Source organism: Pseudoalteromonas luteoviolacea, from assembly GCF_001750165.1.
GTDB lineage: Bacteria > Pseudomonadota > Gammaproteobacteria > Enterobacterales > Alteromonadaceae > Pseudoalteromonas > Pseudoalteromonas luteoviolacea_G.
In genome coordinates this window covers 1,093,798-1,114,427 of the sequence record NZ_CP015412.1, presented here as the reverse complement: position 1 = coordinate 1,114,427, position 20,630 = coordinate 1,093,798, and the positions used below count along the sequence as shown (strand labels likewise).

Genomic DNA, 20,630 nt, shown 5'->3' with positions numbered 1-20,630 from the left:
AAAAATAATAATGAATACATCTATGGAAAACATAAAACGCTCCTTTTGGCATAAAGCCACAAGTTATGGGATGGCGTTTTTTATGATGCTGCAGCTCACGCTGCCAAGTGTTGCATCTGCAATGACAAGTGTTTCAAGCGGACAAGTAGAACATGATTTAACCTCAGAGCAAATGTTTATTAGATCTGTGGTTAGTGATTATTTGTACCAACGTTCTAGTTATATACCAAAGCCATCCAGTTCATATGGCAACCAAAGTATTGCCGAGTTCCACAGTAAATTAAAAACTTCAGCAATTTACCGTTTACCCAATGTAATGGAAACCGACTACATTCCGATTGTAGGTAACATCACCATCATCATACCCCAAGAACGGACAACCTATCCGCTCCAAAAACAGGTTGGTGATAGCTTTGTACAGAAAAAGCTAATTGGCGAACAGATCAAGCGACTTATTGGCCGAACCTACTACAAAGATACGTTTACCAGCGAAGAGCAGCAAATAAACCAGTTGTATGTGAATGCAATGACTGTTGCTAAACGCACTTCGTTTACCAATATGTTTGGTGCACAGTTACCCAGTAACATTGCTGATACACTCAATATTGATTTTATCTGGCCTGAGTCACGAAAGATCGGTGGTCACTATGTGTTAGTACCAGTGGTTCACTTGCGTACAAGCGTTGTAAACTCGCAAAGTATCGACGGCACGCATACTGTTGAATTTAGAAAATCAAATGCCTCATTTAAGTCAGCAACAATCTCAAACGCAGACTTAAAAATTCAGCGAGATGCCTCTTTTAGTACCATCAATGACTTAGTCATTGGCTCAAAGTCCAGCATCACATTAAGTAAAGATGCATCCAAAATTTACGCTGGTGTAAGTTACATGGATGACGGTCACGGAAATATCAAAGGCGTCGCCTCAGGCACACTGTTTAATTATGGCCAAATCAATGCAGCGCGTAATGTCAGCATTGTCGCAGGTAACTATGAACAAAAAACACTTGCTCACAGATTCAAAACGCCTCATGGCTATGAAGATCACCTAGGTCGAGTCGCTTCAATTAATGCTGGCGGCGGCATCTCAATACAAACATTCAATGACATCGAGCTAGTTGGAGCCCAGCTTAACGCAAATGGTGGGAGTATTATCCTAACAGCCGATGGAAACATAAAAATCGGCAGTACTCCACTTAAGCACAGCAGTGAATTTAAAGTCGGACAGTACGACAAGAAAAAAGAAGGGATCAGCTACTACCAATCAGTCTTAAGTGCCAGCGATACTATTCAGCTATTGGCTAAGGGAGAGCTTGAAATATCGGGGGCAGAATTCCTCGCAGATACTGGCCTCATTGAGCTTATGGGTGCCAATGGCGTCACTATTGTTAATGATGTTAACCGCGAATCTTACAATGCTTCAGACAGTCAAGGCAGCTCGACAGATATAATACAAGAGCTCAAATCAATTGCGGTCACCGCAGCGCTAGATGCGGGTAAAGGCGTTATTATTCGAAGCCCACTTGGCGATATCAAACTTCAAGGTGTTCAGATCCATAGCCAAGATGGCGCAAATATCAGTGCCGAGAGCGGCAAAGTTGAGCTATTGCTAGCGCAAGATACCTATCAGTATTATCGACACTCCAAGCAGGAAAACTTCTGGAGAATTAAAACACGCACAGTAGATGAACAGCGTGAACGTCCTATTTACAACACCATCACAGGTGGCGTAGAGATCAATGCGGCACAAGGTATCGAGCTTGAATTAGCAAAAATTGACGGTCAACCAGATCCTTCTCTTTACACGCTAAAACAGGAGTTTAACAAGCACCAAGGGCTTAAGTGGATGAAGACACTTGCTGAAAAATCCAGCTTACGTTGCCCAGCGGTACCAAACAACACTCTAGATTATGGCTACCTGTCTGACGGAAGTTATAACCTGTATAAAGAGCTACAGCTTAAACGCCAAACATGTCTCAACGAGTCTACGGTAGACATCGCCTTTAAAGCACTAAAAGATCATCGCACCGTCGACACGACTCGCTCACTCACACCAGCAGCGATGGCCGTTATTGCGATAGCAGTCTCGGTGGCTATGGGCCCTGGAGGTTTCGAACTTGTTGGTACTTCAGGCGCTAAGCTAAGCGCTACAGCGATCGGCAAGTCAATTACTGCCGTTGTCGGTCAAAAAGCATTTGCAGCCGGTGTTATCTCAATCGCGACGCAAGCAGCATCAAGCTTAGCAATTGGACGAGGGCTCGATGGCACTGTTAAAGACTTACTATCATCTGATGGGATCAGAGCAACCGCCACAGCAGTGGTTACAGCTGGATTAGGAGAGTATTTCCTACCCGAAATAGCGCTTAATACTAACTATGATATCGTCAATCAGATCGGCGATGCCATTGTTCGTAGTACGATGAATGCGACTGTTAACTGGGCAATACAAGGTGGCAGTTTATCTGAACTCGACAACCAAATTATTGCAGGCGTTAAATCTTTCGCGGTGCAACGTCTAGGGCAAACTTTTGTTAATAAGATTGATTCGACACTAAATGTGGTTGACGGAAGTACAACAGAAATCGCTATGAACTATGTCGCTCATGCTTTTTCAGGGTGTGTACTCGGTATTGCAGCACTAGAAGCCAATAGCACACCAGAGCATGACCGCGCGAAGACTTGCGCAATCAATGCAGGTGCCACAGTTGCAGGTCGTTATATCGGAGTTAAAAGAGCGCAGGCTGAACAAACTGTTCGTGAGTTTAAAGATTTCGAACGTGAATATAACAGTACCTATGACCGCTATAGACAAGATGTATATAACGTAGGTCTCGAGTTAGGTGAGATTGGCGCTATTACAAATATGGCGGCTGAAGGCATGACTCAACAATTCTTAAACCAATATGGTTCAACTGAACTTATACGTTTATATGCCGCACTATTAGCCTTTGTTAGTGGTGCAGGGCCGGAATACATCAACCTAGCATCTACTACTGTAGCAACCAATGCTGATGCAGCATCTCGCGTAGCACTTGCACACCTAATGATAGGTAAAACATGGGATATCTTAAGTGCTCGAGCTTCATTCAATGGTGATTCTAGCCATATGTCTGGCAGCAACGCATTCAATGAGGTTGTTGCTGATTTTGCGAAAGATATTAAGGCAAAGCAAAAGCAGTCAGCTAATCCTCATCTTACAGCTGAGGAATACAAAGCTGCGATTATAGAGAACCTGTCAAAACACTACAGCCCTACTGAAATTAAACAAATTGAGGAAATGGTTGACCTAGATACAAGAGTTAAAGAGTTAGAAAAGGTGACTTACGACCTTGCTAAACTAGGCGGGACATGGGGATGTACTGAGAGCGGTAATCGATGTGTAACTGAGTATTACTTCAACATAGGCGACTATGGGCTGTTAAATAAATTAAGCCAAGCTAAAACCTTAGACGCTCACGCTGCTGGGACTGACAATAAGGAAAGTGTCACGAACGCTCAGCGCCTATTAGCAGATATGGTCATCGCTGTTCAGCCTGTTGGCCAACCAATTGATGAAATCGCATCGGGTTTTGTCGCTGAGTATGGTGATCAACTTGATGCGGCAAGTGGCGCACTTATGGTGATTGATATGTTGAGAGCACCAATTTGGTCAGTTGCTAAACTCATCATCAACGAAACACCACTCAAGCAGCGATACGATGAAGCTATTTCCGCAGCCCATACACAAGCTGTTGTATATGTTGCTAAAGGCGATGAGACGCTTCAACCTGGAGACGTATCAAGTACACTTTCGGGCATGTTAATAGCAGGCGAAGTTGCGGTGAGCGTTGCCACTTTACCTAAAACAGTCCGAGACTTGAATGTCAGTAAAGCGATGTTCCAAAACGAAGGCATGGTGGTATTACGCGAATTCCCGCGCCCTTGTGGTGTTGGGCTTAGATCGGCTTCTCAATACTCCGCTTTTGACAGCTATGGTTCAACTTACGAAGAATCATATCAGGAGTCTTACCCAGCAGAGCTAGACCCTTATCAAGTGACGGCTTACTCAGCGTACACACCTATGTCAAGCGGTTGTAATGCCAACATCAAGAATGTTGAAACCCCTTCGGGTACATTCATCCGTTTTGATGAGAATAATAAGGCTGCATCTTGGGAAGAATTTAAAGCACTCAACCCAAATACATCGCTTAAACCAGATGACTTTTACGATTATGCCTTTGAACAAAAGAAGGTCTTTAATCCTGACACTAAGCGCTTTGTTAATGTTGTTGATGGCAAAAAGATAACCAAGACACCTTCTCATCTGGTTAAGCCTCAATCATTTTCCATGATTGACATGAATGTCACCAACAAATCCGTGACTGATCGCGATGGTACAACCCATACCTACCAACAGGTCTCTGATGCTAAACGCCGTATCGAAACACGCAAAGAAGAGATTAAGCAACTGTACCCTGACACGTACACTCAAAATGCTGAGTACAAATCGTTATTAAATGAAGGACGCAAGTACAGTGAACGAGGCGGTACCATTGCCGGTAAAGCCGCAATGGAACACATTGGCAACGAAAAAAATGCCAATGTACGCAGTATTTTGGCTGAATACCCTGATGGTACCCTCAACAGTAACTTTGATGACATCATTGAAATTGAAATTAGTGGCGTAAAAACCTATGCTGTTATCGAAAATAAAGGTGGCAGTGCAATACTCGGAACTAGAAATGCTAAAGATGCTCAAGGCAACCCCATTAATGCACAGCAGGGCACCAAGGAGTACCATTATAGTCTATTGAAATCTATGGAAGCGAAGCTTGCTAGGTTGAAAGATGACCCAAGACGAGCTTCAGATCCAGCATTTAATAATGGCTATGAAAAGGTTTTGGAAATGTACAAAACGATTAAGCACAAGCCTGTTGAGTTTTACCATGTATCGCAAACCTACGATGCATACGGTAATCCGGCTGAAATTAAAATTAATCGACACCCTGATATTCCAGGAAAAAAATAACAATCAATAGAAATTACTCAAGGGGCTGAAACGCCCCTTTTAAGGTTTATTTATGGCACATATAAAAATCTACCCAAGGCACTATGATAATATGGACATATATAGAAAAGTGTTTGAGATGACAATGAAGGAGGATCAGGATGAAATAAAGGACACTGTAAAAGAAATAGCCACGACAGGACCTTATGTCACATTAAAAAATCTAATTAGTTCTGTGGAATCTATTGCAATTAGAAATTATCAAAACTATCGCTTTTTCTTTCAACCAGAGCAACTAAAAACCGCAATTGTCCACTGGCGATTAGTTTGTGATATGTATAAATACAGGTCATTGGGTGAAAAACTCCCTCCAGAAGAAAAAAAAACCATTCATATTTTCGATACTGACATCGATTTATTTGGACTACCGAAGAAAGAACAACTTACTACTTTAACACTGTGCCGGATGTTAGAAATGGCCATTATTATGCGTGATCAAGCATGTATAGATACTTTAATCGCGGATATCACTGCGGAAGATTTAAGGATAGATGAAACAAGTACCTCCATCCCTGGCCTTACAGCACATGCAAACTATATTCACTCAGCTATATTTGGCAATAGTGAGTCGGTAACGCTATTAGAAAAGTGTAATGCAATTAATGACTATTGCTATAACTTGAGCTTGTGGCAAGCCCTCGATGAACTCAGAACCACACAAGACCTAGAAACCTTTGAAGCCGCTGTGGTCGCACAATTTACTCAACACAGTAACATGCAACGACGTGACACCGAGCTCAACGCTCATATGCTGCCAAAGCAGCTCATCGCCCCAGTTTGTATTGCGCATGATAAATATGGTTATGTGCCACAACACCAAAATGATTACTTACCCGAGTGGTTATTAACAGGCAAGTTTGAACAAGCTATTCCTAATTGCGATAAATAATCTGTGTTGCAAAGTAGCAAAGGGGTGAAATCAAGGATGACTCCCAACATGATGAGAAAGCACACAAGGCAAACGGGCCTTAATCATGATGTACCTTGCCAGTATGACTTTTTACTGGCAAGGACACATAAAATGTAATTTATTGCCTTGCTTTATGATCCGCTAATCGAAATACAAGACGGCCACTACAACCACTGTCGGCAGCACCGCATTGGATGCGAGATGTAGCTCGATTAAACGACCAACCATAATCGTGCCAGCCCCCACGCAGTATGCCATCCAAACCATCATCTTCCATCCCTAAGATCAAAGGGTATGCTTGCAGTGGCGCAGGGTAGTCTGGTACATCATCCAACACCCACTCCGCTTGGTTACCTATCATGCCCAATAATCCAAACGCATTAGCTGGCCCCTGCTCTGCTTCGGTGAATGTTCTATACCCATCCATAGCGTCTTTGTGTCGCTCTTGTAGCGCATAATCCGGGTTTGGTTCATTTCCCCAATAAAACAAAGTATTACTTCCTGCTCTACATGCGTATTCCCATTCAATATTAGAAGGTAATGACAAATCAAGCCTCATTGCCCAGCTTTGCACAGCGTGTCTTTTCACGGCATCAATTGGGTGATCGTCGCCGAACTGACGATGTAATCGCATGCCTTTATGCGCTATCCATACCGACTCGGTGATCGCAAAGCGGGAAATCAACATGGGGGGCACAGTCACTGATTGTCTGACGTGTTCACCGTTTTCATCCAACTCATTCGTGGGGAAGTACTCAGGCAAGTCCATCGAATAGTGATTACTCACATACTCATATTGTTGTTCATCTAAACCAGCTTGAAAATGAGTGCAACCGGGTAATAAGTGAAAGATCATACCCGTTGTTATGTGCTTAAATACGCCAATACGGTGTTGCAACGCTGCGCAAGAAAAAGTCTCGATTGAGATGAACTCAAAATGCTTATCCAATGCATTATGTTGTATGAAATCTTTAACTGCTTGATGTTGGGCTGTTTCTGAAGCTTGTCCCCAGAGATGTAAGTCTTCTAAAATCATAATATTATTAAACTTTATTGTTATTGAGTGTTGGAGATAATGCCATTATTCTACCTCAATAATTAAATTAAAAGCATAACTAAATAACACTGTATTTCTCTGATGCACAGCAAATGAACTTCGCCTTAATTTCATATACATGACCACCGGATACATTATTGCAGTTATTGGTTTTTTAACCACTTCCCCTTCAAAAAACCCATGCACACTGTTCAAAAAGAACCCAAAACGTAAACAATTGTAAAAATTAGAACGTTCTTTATTGTATACAAAAAGCATTAAATAATTAAAAAATGTTAATGAACTGATTTTGTAGCAAACAACTCACCTCCGTCGTCATAAACAGCGTGAATGTAACAAAATAGACACATACATCATAACCCCCTATTAATCATAAAGTTATGCAAGGACAAATGTCCCCATTAAAATACTTAAGCTAAAGAACGTGTTAATAACTAGAGGTGGTTAATTGTTGCAATTAGATGTCCGATATTTAAAGCATTTTTAATAAAAAGTTCATAATAGAGTATTATATTCGCCTCCCATTTTTTAATGGGAATATTTGCACCCTTAAAAATAATCTAACTCGCAAATGATAAAACAGAGTGACAAACACACGGGAAAAATATGAACTCTAACAATAAGCATCGTGGAAAATTGCGATACTTGGGCCGCTGCATCGCGATGGGGCTGTGTTCAAGTGTCGTCATGGGACACGCAAATGCAAACGTTATCTTTACAGAGTATGTTGAAGGTAGCAGTAACAACAAAGCGCTTGAAATTACTAATTTTAGCAACAATAGCATCGACCTGAGCACCGTCAGTATTGCGTTAACTGCAAATGGTAAAAAGCTGGATGAAGTCACGCCGCTTACCCTATCTGGCACGCTTGCTGCGGGCAGCAGTTATGTCCTATACAACAACGGCGCAAGTGACGAACTAAAAGCACTTGGCGATATCGCCAGTACCGCCACATATTTTAATGGTGACGATGCGTTAACCCTGATGATTAATGGCATCATCGTAGACAGCATTGGCCAAGTCGGTACTGATCCGGGTAGTAATTGGGGTTCTGGTGACACCAGTACAAAAGATAAAACGCTACGTCGCAAAATAGGCATCGAAAACGGCGACACCACCATAGATGATGCATTCGACCCAGCAAACGAGTGGGTTGGCTTTGCAAAAAACACGTTTGATGGCCTCGGTTGCTCAGGCGTCACAGTCTGTGGCGGCAGCGGTAATATCCCTTCAGAAATAAGTGGATCACCTAAAGGCTTCGTGAATGCCACAGACACATACGTATTCACTCCAACTGTCACCAACCTTGATGGTGACACACTGGTGTTCGCCATCGAAAACAAGCCGAGTTGGGCAAGCTTTGATACGACGACAGGCAAACTCTCAGGCACGCCAACAGCCGCTGATATGGGCATATACGACAACATTGTGATCACAGTCAACGATGGCACCGTGACCAATGCACTTAACAGCTTTACAATCATGGTTAGAGCTGCCGGCACCAATGATGCGCCTGTCATTTCCGGTACGCCTAACACATCAGTGCAAGCGACTCGGCAGTATGCCTTCACACCAGTAGCCATCGACCTTGAAAATGATGATTTGGTGTTCTCAATCACGAACAAGCCAAGCTGGGCAGCAATTAATACGCTTTCAGGTCAGCTTAGTGGTACCCCAGCGGAATCTGATGTCGGTGATCATGATAACATCATTATTTCAGTGTCAGATGGTTTGCACGCACCGGTGAGTTTGCCTGCATTTTCAATTACGGTTACAGACAAACCAGGCAGTAACTATGATTACACTACCTACTACGCCTCGGCAATTGGCAAAGTCGGTACAGAGTTAGAAAGTGCACTTTCTTTAATTGCGAGACAAGGTCAACAGAGAATGACTTACTCGCAAGTGTGGGACGCGCTAAAGTATACCGATGAAGATCCAAATAACCCAAGCAATGTACTGCTGTTTTACACAGGAAAAAGTCAGTCTAAAGATACCAACGGTGGCGGCACAACGGACTGGAACCGAGAGCACAGTTGGCCAAAGTCTCATGGCTTCCCAAGTGAAAGCCAATATGGTTATACCGATATTCATCACTTAAGGCCAACCAATGTCAAAGTGAACTCCACGCGTAGTAGCAAAGATTATGATGATGGCGGTAACCCAGTTGATAACGCACCGGGTAATTTTACTGACAGCGACTCATTTGAACCAAGGGATGCTGTAAAGGGCGATACTGCTCGTATGATGTTCTACATGGCTGTGCGCTATGATGGCACAGACGGCAGTATGCCGGATCTTGAACTTGTAAATAATATCAGCGCAAGTAGCTCACCAACTTTGGGTGTCTTGTGTAACCTGATGGATTGGCATCGTGAAGATCAGATAGATCAATTAGAACTAGATAGACACCAACGTATCGTTGAGCAACAAGGTAACCGTAACCCGTTTGTCGATAACCCAGAGTTTGCAGAAACACTATTTGGTGAGACATGTCCTAAATTAGGCGAAGTGGCCCCTGTCATTGGCGGTCAACCGGAACTTATCGTGGGCACAGGTCGCGAGTATAGCTTTACGCCAACGGCATCAGATCAAAATAAAGATGACTTGACGTTCTCTATCGTTAACAAGCCGTCATGGGCGACATTCGATACACAAACGGGCCGCTTGTCTGGCACCCCTGTGACGGCCGATATTGCCGTTTATGAGCATATTGAAATTTCCGTAACCGACGGAAAGTCGACAGTGTCTTTACCGAGCTTCAACATTGAAGTGGTCGACTCAAGTTCAATTAAAAACCCACCGACCATTTCTGGCACACCGAGCACAAGTGCTGTCGTAGGTATTGCGTATGGCTTCAAACCAGCAGCAAACGATGAAGACAATGACACGCTCACCTTCTCAATCACCAACAAACCCGCTTGGGCAGACTTCAATACACAAAATGGTGAACTGACTGGTACGCCGTCATCTCAAGATGTAGGTGTGACAAGCAATATCGTCATCGGTGTCACTGATGGCAATACAGATGTTGTGACCTTGCCTGCGTTTTCCATTCAGGTCAGCGAACAGGTCGAAACCAGTAAAGTGATTTTCACCGAGTATATTGAAGGTAGCAGCAGCAATAAAGCGGTTGAAATTACCAACTTTACCGGTGCAACTTTAGACCTTAGCCGCGTTACAATCACCTTAGCTGATAATGGTAAACCGCTGACGACAGAAGGGTTAAGAACACAAACTCTGTCTGGCGAATTAAAGCACGGCGAAAGTCACGTTATTGCCAATAGCAGTGCAAACGACGACATTAAGAGTCGTCAAGACAGTACCAGTACCATCACTTACTTTAACGGAGATGATGCACTTGTACTGACAGTTGATGGCCAAATTGCCGATGTATTTGGTCAAGTTGGAACGGATCCTGGCAGTGCATGGGGCAGTGGCAACACCTCAACCAAAGATAAAACCCTGCGTCGTAAAGACGGGATCACATCAGGTGATACAACCTTAGATGATGCCTTTGACCCAAGCGTTGAGTGGAAAGGGTTCGAGAAAAATACCGCTGACGGTCTTGGCTGTAGTGGCGTTTCAGCATGTGGTTCTGATGGCGGAACAACGCCACCACAAGTTGAACTGGGCGCATGTAACGACCCTGCAACACTCATTAGTAATATTCAAGGTAATCAAGCAGCAAGCCCTCTTGTGAACCAGACAGTGGTTATTGAAGGCGTTGTAGTGGCAGCCTTTCAAGGCAGCGGTCAACATGGTGGTTTCTTTATCCAAGAGGAAGACCGTCATGCAGATACTGACAGTGCCACGTCAGAAGGCATTTTCGTTGCCGAAACAAATACCCAAGTCACAATCGGTGAACAAGTCCGAGTACTGGGCACCGTTGTTGAAAAGTATGACTTAACACAAATTAGTACGGTAACAGAATCCCTTTCTTGTGCCACTGATGTGTTGTCACAGGTTACACCAACAGAGGTGAATTTACCGTTTGCAAAAGGCTTTGACCAAGAGTCACTTGAAGGTATGTGGATCTCTATGGCGCAAAAGCTACATGTCACGCTGAGCCATAACTTCACTAAATATGGTGAGATTTACTTGTCTCAAGGCATGAGAATGCAGCCGACCAACAAATACCCTAAAGACGACCCTCGTCGCCTAGAACTTGCTGATCTAAACTCAAGAAACGTGTTACTTGTGGATGACAACTCAACACAAACTAACCCTGAAGCAATCAGCTATTACCCAAGCTTCAGCGCTGAGGTGCCACTTCGCTCTGGCGACCTAGTATCGAACATGTCAGGGGTTATTCACTACGCTTACGGAAATTACAAACTCATTCCAACCAATACACCGCAGTTTGAACAAGCGAACCCACGCCGTACTAAGCCTTTCGATCGTAAGTCAGATCAACACATTCGTGTTGCAAGCTTTAACGTGCTGAACTACTTCGTTGACTTTAACGGTCGTGGCGCAAATAACGAGAAAGAGTTTAATCGCCAACGTAGTAAGGTGATCCGCGCAATTCTGGCATCCGATGCGGATGTTGTCGGCCTAATGGAAATCGAAAACAATGGCTACGGCGACAACAGTGCCATCAAAAACCTCATTGATGGGTTGAATGAGCGAGACGATACCAATGATTGGGCATTCATTAATCCTCAGATAGGTCAAATAGGCACAGATGCGGTCACGGTTGGCATCATTTATCGTGCAAATCGTGTTATACCTCAAGGCAGTGCACAGGTGATCACAGATGCACCATTTGACGAAGCAACACGTGCACATAGACCCCCAATGTTGCAATCATTCAAACCAATGAACGGCGGCAAAGAAATCCGTATCGTTGTGAATCACTTCCGTTCAAAAGGCGGATCATGTGGCGAAGATATGGATGACGCTGTAGAGGGCGCGTGTAATGGCCAGCGCATTCTGGCTGCAAAAACAGTCGTTGCAGCACTGACCCAAGCAAACGTGGAAGCAAGTGCAAATACTAACTCGCCTGTTTATGCCATTTTAGGTGACTTTAATGCCTACGCATATGAAGCGCCAATGCTTGAGTTCTATAACGCCAACTTCACAAATATCAGCCTTGAGAAAGACGCTGGTGACAATTACTCATACTACTTCAGCGGTGTGGCAGGTAGTTTAGATCACATGCTGACGGCGAGTAGTTCAATGGATAGTATTGCACAATCCATGCACTGGCATATTAACGCCGATGAAGCAGCGGGCCTAGACTACAATACGGAAGGTAAATCTGAAGATCAACAGAATAAATGGTTCTCGGACTCCCCTTATCGCTCATCTGATCACGACCCAGTAATTACTGACTTCGATTTGACAAACGTTGTTCTACCAAATAACCAAGCACCGGTTGCGAATGACGATACCGCTGAAGCAGTACAAGGCGAAGCCATTACAATCGATGTGTTAGTTAATGACACTGATGCAGACTCAGATCCACTCACCATCAGCGCAGCGACGCTCGTGTCAGGCGAAGGTGAGGTTAGCTACTCTGATGCACAAGTCAGTTTTACACCAAATGTCAACTTCGTTGGTGAAGCAACCATCAGCTATACCATCATTGATGGCAATGGTGGCACTGCTGTAGCAACGATCCACGTCAATGTCATCGCCAGAAACCTAGCCCCTGTTGCAATCAATGACACCGCCAATACACTTGAAGATCAAAGTGTGACGGTATCGGTATTGAGTAACGATACCGACGAGAACATGGCAAGCGTAAAGGTCACAAGTGCAACACTGAATTCTGGCCTGGGCCAAGTGACGTATTCAGACTCTGCCATTACCTATTCGCCAGCAGAGAACTTTAACGGTACAGCCCAAATCACCTATGAGATCCGTGATGAAGCAGGACTAAGCGCAACTGCACACGTTGCAATCACAATTGCACCGCAAAACGACGCACCGACAGCCGTTAACGACTCAACTGTGGTCTCTGCAAAGTCACTTGCTAACATCAATGTGCTTACAAATGACACTGACATCGATGGCGATACGCTGAGTATCACTTCGGCAGAAGCGGACGTAGGTAGCGTTGAAATCAACGGCAATGTGCTTCAATACCAAGCGCCTGCATTGAATACAGGCCATGCGACTATCAGCTACTCTATCAGTGATGGTGCCGAGACGGCACAGGCGACTGTAAAAGTGCAAATTAGCACGAGTAACCTTGCACCTATCGCCACAGATGACTTTGTGCAACTGGCTGAGGGCCAATCATCAGCAACGATTGCAGTACTAGAGAATGACAGCGATCCAGATGGTGATGCTTTGTCATTGGTGGCTGTTAGTACCAATGCCGGTAATGCAATAATTCAAGATAATCAGATTGTATTTAGTACCAATGATACATTTAATGGCATCGCTCAGGTTCGTTATGCCATTTCTGATGGATTTGGTGGCCGCGCAGAAGCTGTGTTAGAACTGCGCCAAAATCAGCCCTCGGCACCTGTGATCACCGCACCTGCTGATCTGACGGTCAATGCAACAGGCCAACTAACCCTAGTAGATTTAGGCGTTGCAACAGCGGTTGATGGTCGCGGCGAACCTATCTCAGTGGAACTACTTGGCAGTAACTTCCTACCGTCTGGCGCCAATAAGGTGTATTGGCAAGCATGCGGTAGCAACAATGTATGTGAAAAAGTGGCACAAATCGTCAATGTGCGCCCAATGGTGAGTCTGCCTTCTCCAAGCCAAACTGTGGTTGAAGGCCAAACGACAACCGTACCTGTGGTACTGAGCGGTGAACATTTTTCCTACCCACTCGCGATCAACTTTACTGTGTCTGGCACGGCAAGTGAAGCAGACTTCACGCCAGTATCTGGCCAAATCACTATCGAATCTGGTACCCAAGGTCAGATCTCTATTGAAACTGTGTTGGATGAGATCGAGGATGCAGACGAGACCATTGTAATCACATTGGATACCAGTGAGCTCAATTCAAGTGTTCAACAGCGCCATGAAATCACCATTGTAGAATCCAACATTGCACCGACCCTAACGCTGACTGTCCAGCAGCAAGATGAAGTGCGCTCAATTATGGTGACAGAGCACGGTCTAATTACAATTACAGCGGATGTAATGGATCAAAATAGTGCAGATACCCATACCATCGAGTGGCAAGCACAAACAGGTTTGAGCAATGAAAGTACTGACTCAACTCAGTTCAGTGTCAATGCATCTGCACTGTCTGTCGGGGTTTACCAAGTCAGTGCAACAGCGACTGACAATGGTGGCTTATCTGATACACAAACTGTGATATTTAAAGTGGTCTCAGCACAACCAACACTGGACGCGAATACGGATACGGATGGCGATCTCATTAGTGATGCGCAAGAAGGCTACGGAGATGACGATGCTGATGGTATCCCCAATTACCTAGACCCGATTGATGCGCAATGTAATGTGCTGCCTTCTTCAGGCAATAACTGGGAGTCTGGTCTGATTGAAGTTGAATCCGGTGTGTGTATGGCTCTTGGTAGTGTGAGTCTTGGCAGCAACAAAAATGCGGCCTCGCTCGATGCTGATGAAGCAGTACAAACAGGTTTAATCTCTGCGGACGAAGGGATGGAAAATCGCGGTGGTATTTTTGACTTTGTCGTTGATTTACCAAGTGGTGTAGACAGCGTCAGTATCGTTTTACCACAGCAAGCGGCTACCCCAGCAAACGCACAATATCGTAAGTACCTACCAAACCAAGGCTGGATGACTTTCTCAGCGCAAAACGGTAACGCGCTGCATTCTGCACTGGGCCAACAAGGTTACTGCCCGAGTATGAATGATAATAGCTGGCAAGAAGGGTTAGTCGAAGGTGCGTGGTGTGTGAAGCTAACACTGGTAGACGGTGGTGAATACGATGCAGATGGCATTAAAAATGGTAAAATTGTCGACCCAGGCGGTGTGAGTGTCACGCAGACTGACAACAAAGCACCTGTGGCGGTAGACGATACACTGGAAGCGGTTCTCAATCAGTCAGTAACGCTACACGTGCTTGCAAATGACACTGATGCTGACAGCGACACGCTTTATATTGTGAGCGCAACTGCAATGCATGGTGCCGTAAGTATCAATGCTGATTCAAGCTTACAATATCAAAGTGCGCCAGATTTCATTGGTGTTGATACCGTTGAGTATACACTCAGCGATGGTCAAGGTGGGACAAGCACTGCAACGGTACAGATCACAGTGGTTGCACAAGCCCAGCCGATAAATCAACCACCGGTCACTGTGAATGACGTGGCTGAAGTATTTAATAACGATACTGTCACGGTCGATGTCATTGCCAACGATTCTGATCCTGAAGGCCATCCGTTAACGCTTATCAGTGCAACAGCAGATTCTGGTGAAGTGACCTTTACTGCAAGTACGATCACCTTTAAGCCAGCACCTCATAGCGAAGGTGAAGTCACCATCAATTATGTTGTGGCTGACGAGCAAGATGCAAGCGCATCTGGCATGTTAGTGATCACAGTGAAGGAAGCAATTATGATTGAACGTGTAGAGACCAGAACTATTCGTTCTTCAAGTGGTTCAATGCCCTTATTCCTATTATTACTTATTGTTCCTGCTCTACTACGCCGTAGACAATAACATTAAGCTATAACAATAAGCCCCTGCCGCCTTTGGCTTCAGGGGCTTTTTTATGGTGACCTTTAATTAATCCCCCCTTAGAAAAATTAACCTCGTCACCCTGAACAAACTAAACTCCGTCACCCTGAACAAAATAAACCCCGTCACCCTGAACTCGTTTCAGGGCCCAAAGTGGTTCAAAAAAACAAATAAAACACAAGCAAGCTTCCGAAGGTGGTGAGATATAGATTTTTGAACTTAAACGCTAAAAAGACCGCCGCTGAAGCACCTATTAAATAAGGATTATTCAACTCAGTCACAAACTCTCCATTTGGCATAAATACAATCGGCACCCATATGGCCGTAAGAACACAAGGTGCGCTAAAGCTCAGCAAGCGTTGAAATCTAGGACCAATAGTAAACGGCAAGTTTTTTGCTAAAAACAAATACCGCGTGGCAAAGGTGACACAAGCAAGTACAGCAATGGTGGTTATCATCATTTATCCTCCCTTGCTTGTAAAACATATCCCGTACTCATACCAAGCAAAGCTGAAGCGACTAAACCGAATTCAAACTGAACAGTTTTGAAGTACAGCATACTGAGCCCTGAAACTAAACAAGCACACAAGATCGGTAAGTTTGACACGCCTGGCACCACCAGCGCGATGAAAATAGCAGCAATAGCAAAGTCCAAACCTAAGTTCGTCAAGTCAGGTAAAAACTGCCCTGCCACGATGCCAAAAAAAGTCCATAAATTCCACGCAAGATAAAAGCTGCCGCCTGCCACTAAGGCATACACAAGACGCAACTTTCCTTGATATGCACGATGATGATGAGAAAAAGCAAATAACTCATCTGTTAAAAAAAATGCGATTGGGCCACGCCACTTTAGAGGCTTATCAATCATTTTATTACGTATGGCCAAACCATAAAGCAAGTGACGTGCGCTGATGATAAACGTCGTCACAATCAGCGTTAGCAAGGATGCCTCCTTGGCCATCAGCTCCACAGCGACTAATTGGGCAGAACCGGCAAAAACCAGTACCGACATCAGCTGTGCCTCCACGGCAGTAAAGCCATTTTGAATAGCTAGCGAGCCACATAGTAACCCCCAAGGTAATACCGCAAGATTTAGCGGTAGCATATCTAACAGCCCTTTTTTAATTGCAACTTTCATCTTACTAACATGCCTGCCTATATTGATTCGGAGTTATACCCATATTTTTCTTAAAGTGGCGGCTGAAGTGGCTATGATCATAAAACCCCACATAATTTGCCACCTCAGCGATATTCTTCCCATTACGCAGCAGTGCCTTGGCGTGATTCAATCTATGTTGAATCTGGAATGCATGAGGCGTCAGCCCTGTCTGAGCTTTAAAAGAACGAACAAAATGAAAATGGCTCATATGAATAAGCTGCGCTAAATCAGCCAATGACACGTCATCAAACAAATGATCGAGCAGATAAGATTTTGCTAACTCTATTCTACATCTCAGCGACTTTTGCTCATCAACTAACGTAAGCCTACCTGCTGACTGGCACAAATTATCTAAAAAACGCACCAGCTTAGTTTGCTTTTCCAGCAAGCTCGCTGCTGAGTCCAATGTGGTAAACAAGTCATGTAGCTGCAGGGCAAGCACTGGATTATGCATCACAGCCTCACTGAAGTAAGGCGCACGGCTTTGGTTGCAGTCCATTAAGCTGTTAAACAACTCCGGCGTTGGATACATAGAACGATAAGATGAGATCCCCTCACACGCCTTTTTACAATCATGTACTTGTTCAGCATTAATCAAAATTAGGCTATGTTTACCAGCAAGGTGCTGCGCGCCAGTTCGAAAAAAACGCTGTGCGCCGCAATCGACCAAAGCCACCGTGTATCCACTGTGATTGTGCCGCCCAAAATCAGTTTTTTTATCTATATTATGAAGTACTTCCAAACCACCTAGTTCGTGATGAAAGCTAAATTTTGATTGCTGCATAGATTTCTCCCTTACTCAAACTCAGCTTAACGTAAGCGACCTAAAAGAGCTTGTACAAAATTGCGCAGTTTGCAATCCAAAGCCTCAAGTTTGATTAACCTTAGCGAGCAAAAAACGCAGACTATTCTCTTATAGCTTATTAACCAAAGGCTTATGCAGCCTCTAATAATCAATATAGCGCCAAAAGCTCCTTCAACTCACCAAGATATGGCATACGAATTGCTTACTAAAAACACCTTACTTACTAATACCTAAACACTAGAAATTAAGGTTATTGCCACGAAAGGCATTATTTAAAACATCAAAATAACTCTTTAAGGAAAAAAGAAATATGAAAAAGTTCATCTGTGCAACCTCTTTATTTTTCGCTGCTGTATCAAATTCTACAAGCTTTGCGAATACAGACCTTGTCGATGTAAATCAGATGCTAGCGCAAACATTTGAATTGATTGCAAACAATGAGAACCGTGCAGCATTAGACAACCTAAACTGGTTAGCTAAACATGGCGTATCCCATGACCCAAGGTTTCACGATGCCTTGGTTAACACCATGCAAGACCTCTGGTTTAACTTCGCACACAGCTATGCGCCTGCTTGGAAGTCATATCACGCCGTATACAACACAGCACAAAAATCATTGGTTGCAGCACCGCAAAATTGTGCCGCATTTGATATCGCACTGAGTTATAGTCAACAGTCTCATCATGCGACAAATCATATCGCTTATTTGGAGCAAACCGAGCAGCAATTTCAAGCCACATGGCAACGCTGCTGGACCTTACCAGCCTCCTTCAAGGCCATTAAATTCATCTCAGAACCACTTATCACACAGTACGTTGGAGACTTATCTGATCACTTCAAATTACATATTGTCGATGACCTAAATGCCACTTATCGCGACTGTGACAACTTGCCTGACGAAACTTTAGCACTTGAATGTAAAGACGAGCATAAGGAGCAGCTCATTGATGCCTCAGTGATGTATAGAGATGCAGCAATGGCAATACATGATGACATCTCAGAAGCAGGTAGAATTGGCGGCCACACAATTGGCTTATTCTTGGAATGGCAAGCTTACGACAATCGTAATTAGTCTAAATTTTTAACCCTCAGAATTCACAATGTGGTCAATTAAGAGCGGTAATACTTTGCCGCTTTTTTATTGCCCAATTCAAAAACTTGCACAAATAACCTCTCGCTGACCATTCACAGTCAAAAAACGACTATTGAGCCTAGTTTTTACTGCACTCCCTTTATTTATCAGTAATATAGCTTTGCACTATCTACTTTTTGATCTTGTTATGACTGAAATACACTTAAACAATACAGAAAAACTGCTTGCACTGGTAATCATGGCACTGGTGAGTTTAGCTATCAGCTTTACAGACTGGATTCAGCGAGGTATGGCTTACTCAAGCTTGATTTTATATTCGTCGCTGCTGTGCGTGCTGTTTATGTATTGGCTACCTATGATTATTAGCTACCTTGGTATTAACATATTAAAAATAAAAAATTGGCTAGCACAAATAAGTGCATTTTACTTCGCTGTTGTACTAGGCAGTTACACGTGGGGAAGCTTAAGAGCGATATTACTTAATATTCCAGCACTTACAATCACTGATGCCATATTCGTGGCACTGCCTTGGAGCATAGGCATTTTTGTGCTCTGTAAGTTTTATTTAAATCAGAAGCACCTTAAAGACGAGCAACTTCTGCGAAAGCAAGCCGAAATTAAAGTATTGCATAGCCAGCTCAACCCGCACTTTCTGTTTAACAGTCTAAATACCATTTCAGCGCTTACTGTGGCAAAACCAAAAACGGCACAACAACTGGTACATAGCTTATCCACGGTGTTGCGATACTCCATAAATAATGCCAGCAATAGCAATGCGCAAAATAAAACTGTCTCACTGGCGGATGAACTGGTGGCTATTAATCAATGGTGTGAAATAGAGAAAGCACGTTTCGGTAAGGATGTGACATTCGTATTTGATATTCAGGACAACTTACTCAATGCACAGATCCCAGCCATGATCTTACAACCCCTGCTAGAAAATGCGCTTAAGCACAGTGTATTGAAGCCACTCATCGTAAAAATAAGTGCAACTGATCATGACCATAGCTTTACCATATCTGTAGAAGACAACGGCCAAGGGTTTGCGGATCATACTTTGTCTGACGAGCTAGATAATGGGCTTGGCTTAGCAATTACGCAATCAAGGTTACAACTTGAAATGGGCACACAACTTGAGCTCAGTAATGTGCCAAATGGTGGTGCAAAAGTATGCTTTGCATTGTCAAAAGGAGCGGTATAAATGCTTAAAGTTGCCATAATTGAAGACGAGCAACCGGCGTTAGATAAGCTTACCTCTCAATTAGAAGAACTAAAGCTAAGCACGCTCGTTTATACCAATTCAAGACCTATAGCTAGTTTAACTGAGCTTCAAGATCTAAAACTTGATGTGGTGTTTGTTGATATCAATTTACCCCAAATAAATGGCGTCGATTTTGCCAAGCGATTTATCCAAAGTGGGTACACAGGGCAACTGATTTTTACCACGGCATATAGTGAGTTTGCTGTCGATGCTTTTGATATGGGCGCAACAGACTATTTGCTAAAGCCCTATGATACCGAAAGGTTGGCATTGGCACTCAATCGAGTTAACCATCAGTTAGTTGGCCAACAAAAAACAACTCAGACTTTAACCTGCAAATTTGCAGGCAAAGTATGTATGGTTGAAGTGAATCACATCGAAACCATCAAACTTGAGCATGGCCAAGCCATTGCACATACGCCATCTCGATCATACCCCCTTGATTTTGCTTTAGATGATTTAACTCACATTTTGCCAAATCAATTTTTAAGAGTGCATCGAGATAGCATAGTGAACACGCACCGAATTGACACACTTGAACGTTGGGTGACAGGTGGTTATCTAATCACATTGCAAAACTCACGTATACAAGTCATCAGCAGTAGAAACGGGGCAAAGCTCCTCAAAAACATACTCAATTTATAACCATAAAAACAGGAAA

General features: G+C 43.7%; 10 protein-coding genes. 6 read left to right on the top strand and 4 right to left on the bottom strand.

All coding sequences use genetic code 11. The features are described 5' to 3' along the window. Nucleotides 1-82 precede the first annotated feature (82 nt). Both S4054249_RS24960 and S4054249_RS24955 read left to right on the top strand, forming a co-directional pair. A complete protein-coding gene (locus tag S4054249_RS24960; RefSeq protein ID WP_235611276.1) occupies nt 83-5,008 on the top strand; it encodes a DUF637 domain-containing protein in 4,926 nt (1,641 codons plus the stop codon). A gap of 52 nt (nt 5,009-5,060) precedes the next feature. Then, entirely contained in the window at nt 5,061-5,936 is an 876-nt protein-coding gene (locus tag S4054249_RS24955; protein WP_046358487.1) for a hypothetical protein, read from the top strand. A gap of 139 nt (nt 5,937-6,075) precedes the next feature. On the opposite strand, the gene S4054249_RS24950 is transcribed toward S4054249_RS24955, so the two are convergent. Next, nucleotides 6,076-6,993 (bottom strand): formylglycine-generating enzyme family protein, encoded by a 918-nt coding sequence (locus tag S4054249_RS24950; protein WP_046358488.1) that lies wholly within the window; start codon nt 6,991-6,993, stop codon nt 6,076-6,078. 627 nt (nt 6,994-7,620) lie between these two features. Here S4054249_RS24950 and S4054249_RS24945 point away from each other — a divergent pair. Then, on the top strand, nt 7,621-15,633 hold the full coding sequence (locus tag S4054249_RS24945; RefSeq protein ID WP_046358489.1) for an ExeM/NucH family extracellular endonuclease: 8,013 nt from the start codon (nt 7,621-7,623) through the stop codon (nt 15,631-15,633). 176 nt (nt 15,634-15,809) lie between these two features. On the opposite strand, the gene S4054249_RS24940 is transcribed toward S4054249_RS24945, so the two are convergent. Genes S4054249_RS24940 through S4054249_RS24930 form a run of 3 tightly spaced genes read right to left on the bottom strand, consistent with a single transcriptional unit; the run spans nt 15,810 to nt 17,594 of the window. Continuing rightward, nucleotides 15,810-16,109, bottom strand: a complete 300-nt coding sequence (locus S4054249_RS24940) for an AzlD domain-containing protein (RefSeq protein ID WP_046358506.1) — start codon at nt 16,107-16,109, stop codon at nt 15,810-15,812. Next, the gene (locus S4054249_RS24935) at nt 16,109-16,789 is read right to left on the bottom strand and encodes an AzlC family ABC transporter permease (RefSeq protein ID WP_046358490.1); all 681 of its coding nucleotides are present in this window, start codon (nt 16,787-16,789) and stop codon (nt 16,109-16,111) included. Before S4054249_RS24935 ends, S4054249_RS24940 begins: the two co-directional genes overlap by 1 nt. 4 nt (nt 16,790-16,793) lie before the next feature. Further along, the gene (locus S4054249_RS24930; protein ID WP_046358491.1) at nt 16,794-17,594 is read right to left on the bottom strand and encodes an AraC family transcriptional regulator; all 801 of its coding nucleotides are present in this window, start codon (nt 17,592-17,594) and stop codon (nt 16,794-16,796) included. Between the two features lie 331 nt (nt 17,595-17,925). Between S4054249_RS24930 and S4054249_RS24925 the strand changes: the two genes are divergently transcribed. The 3 genes from S4054249_RS24925 (at nt 17,926) to S4054249_RS24915 (ending at nt 20,614) form a co-directional block, all read left to right on the top strand. After that, on the top strand, nt 17,926-18,687 hold the full coding sequence (locus tag S4054249_RS24925) for a hypothetical protein (RefSeq protein ID WP_046358492.1): 762 nt from the start codon (nt 17,926-17,928) through the stop codon (nt 18,685-18,687). A 208-nt stretch (nt 18,688-18,895) separates the two neighbouring features. Next, on the top strand, nt 18,896-19,909 hold the full coding sequence (locus tag S4054249_RS24920; protein WP_046358493.1) for a sensor histidine kinase: 1,014 nt from the start codon (nt 18,896-18,898) through the stop codon (nt 19,907-19,909). Beyond that, on the top strand, nt 19,910-20,614 hold the full coding sequence (locus S4054249_RS24915) for a LytR/AlgR family response regulator transcription factor (protein WP_046358494.1): 705 nt from the start codon (nt 19,910-19,912) through the stop codon (nt 20,612-20,614). The last annotated feature ends 16 nt before the right edge of the window (nt 20,615-20,630 follow it).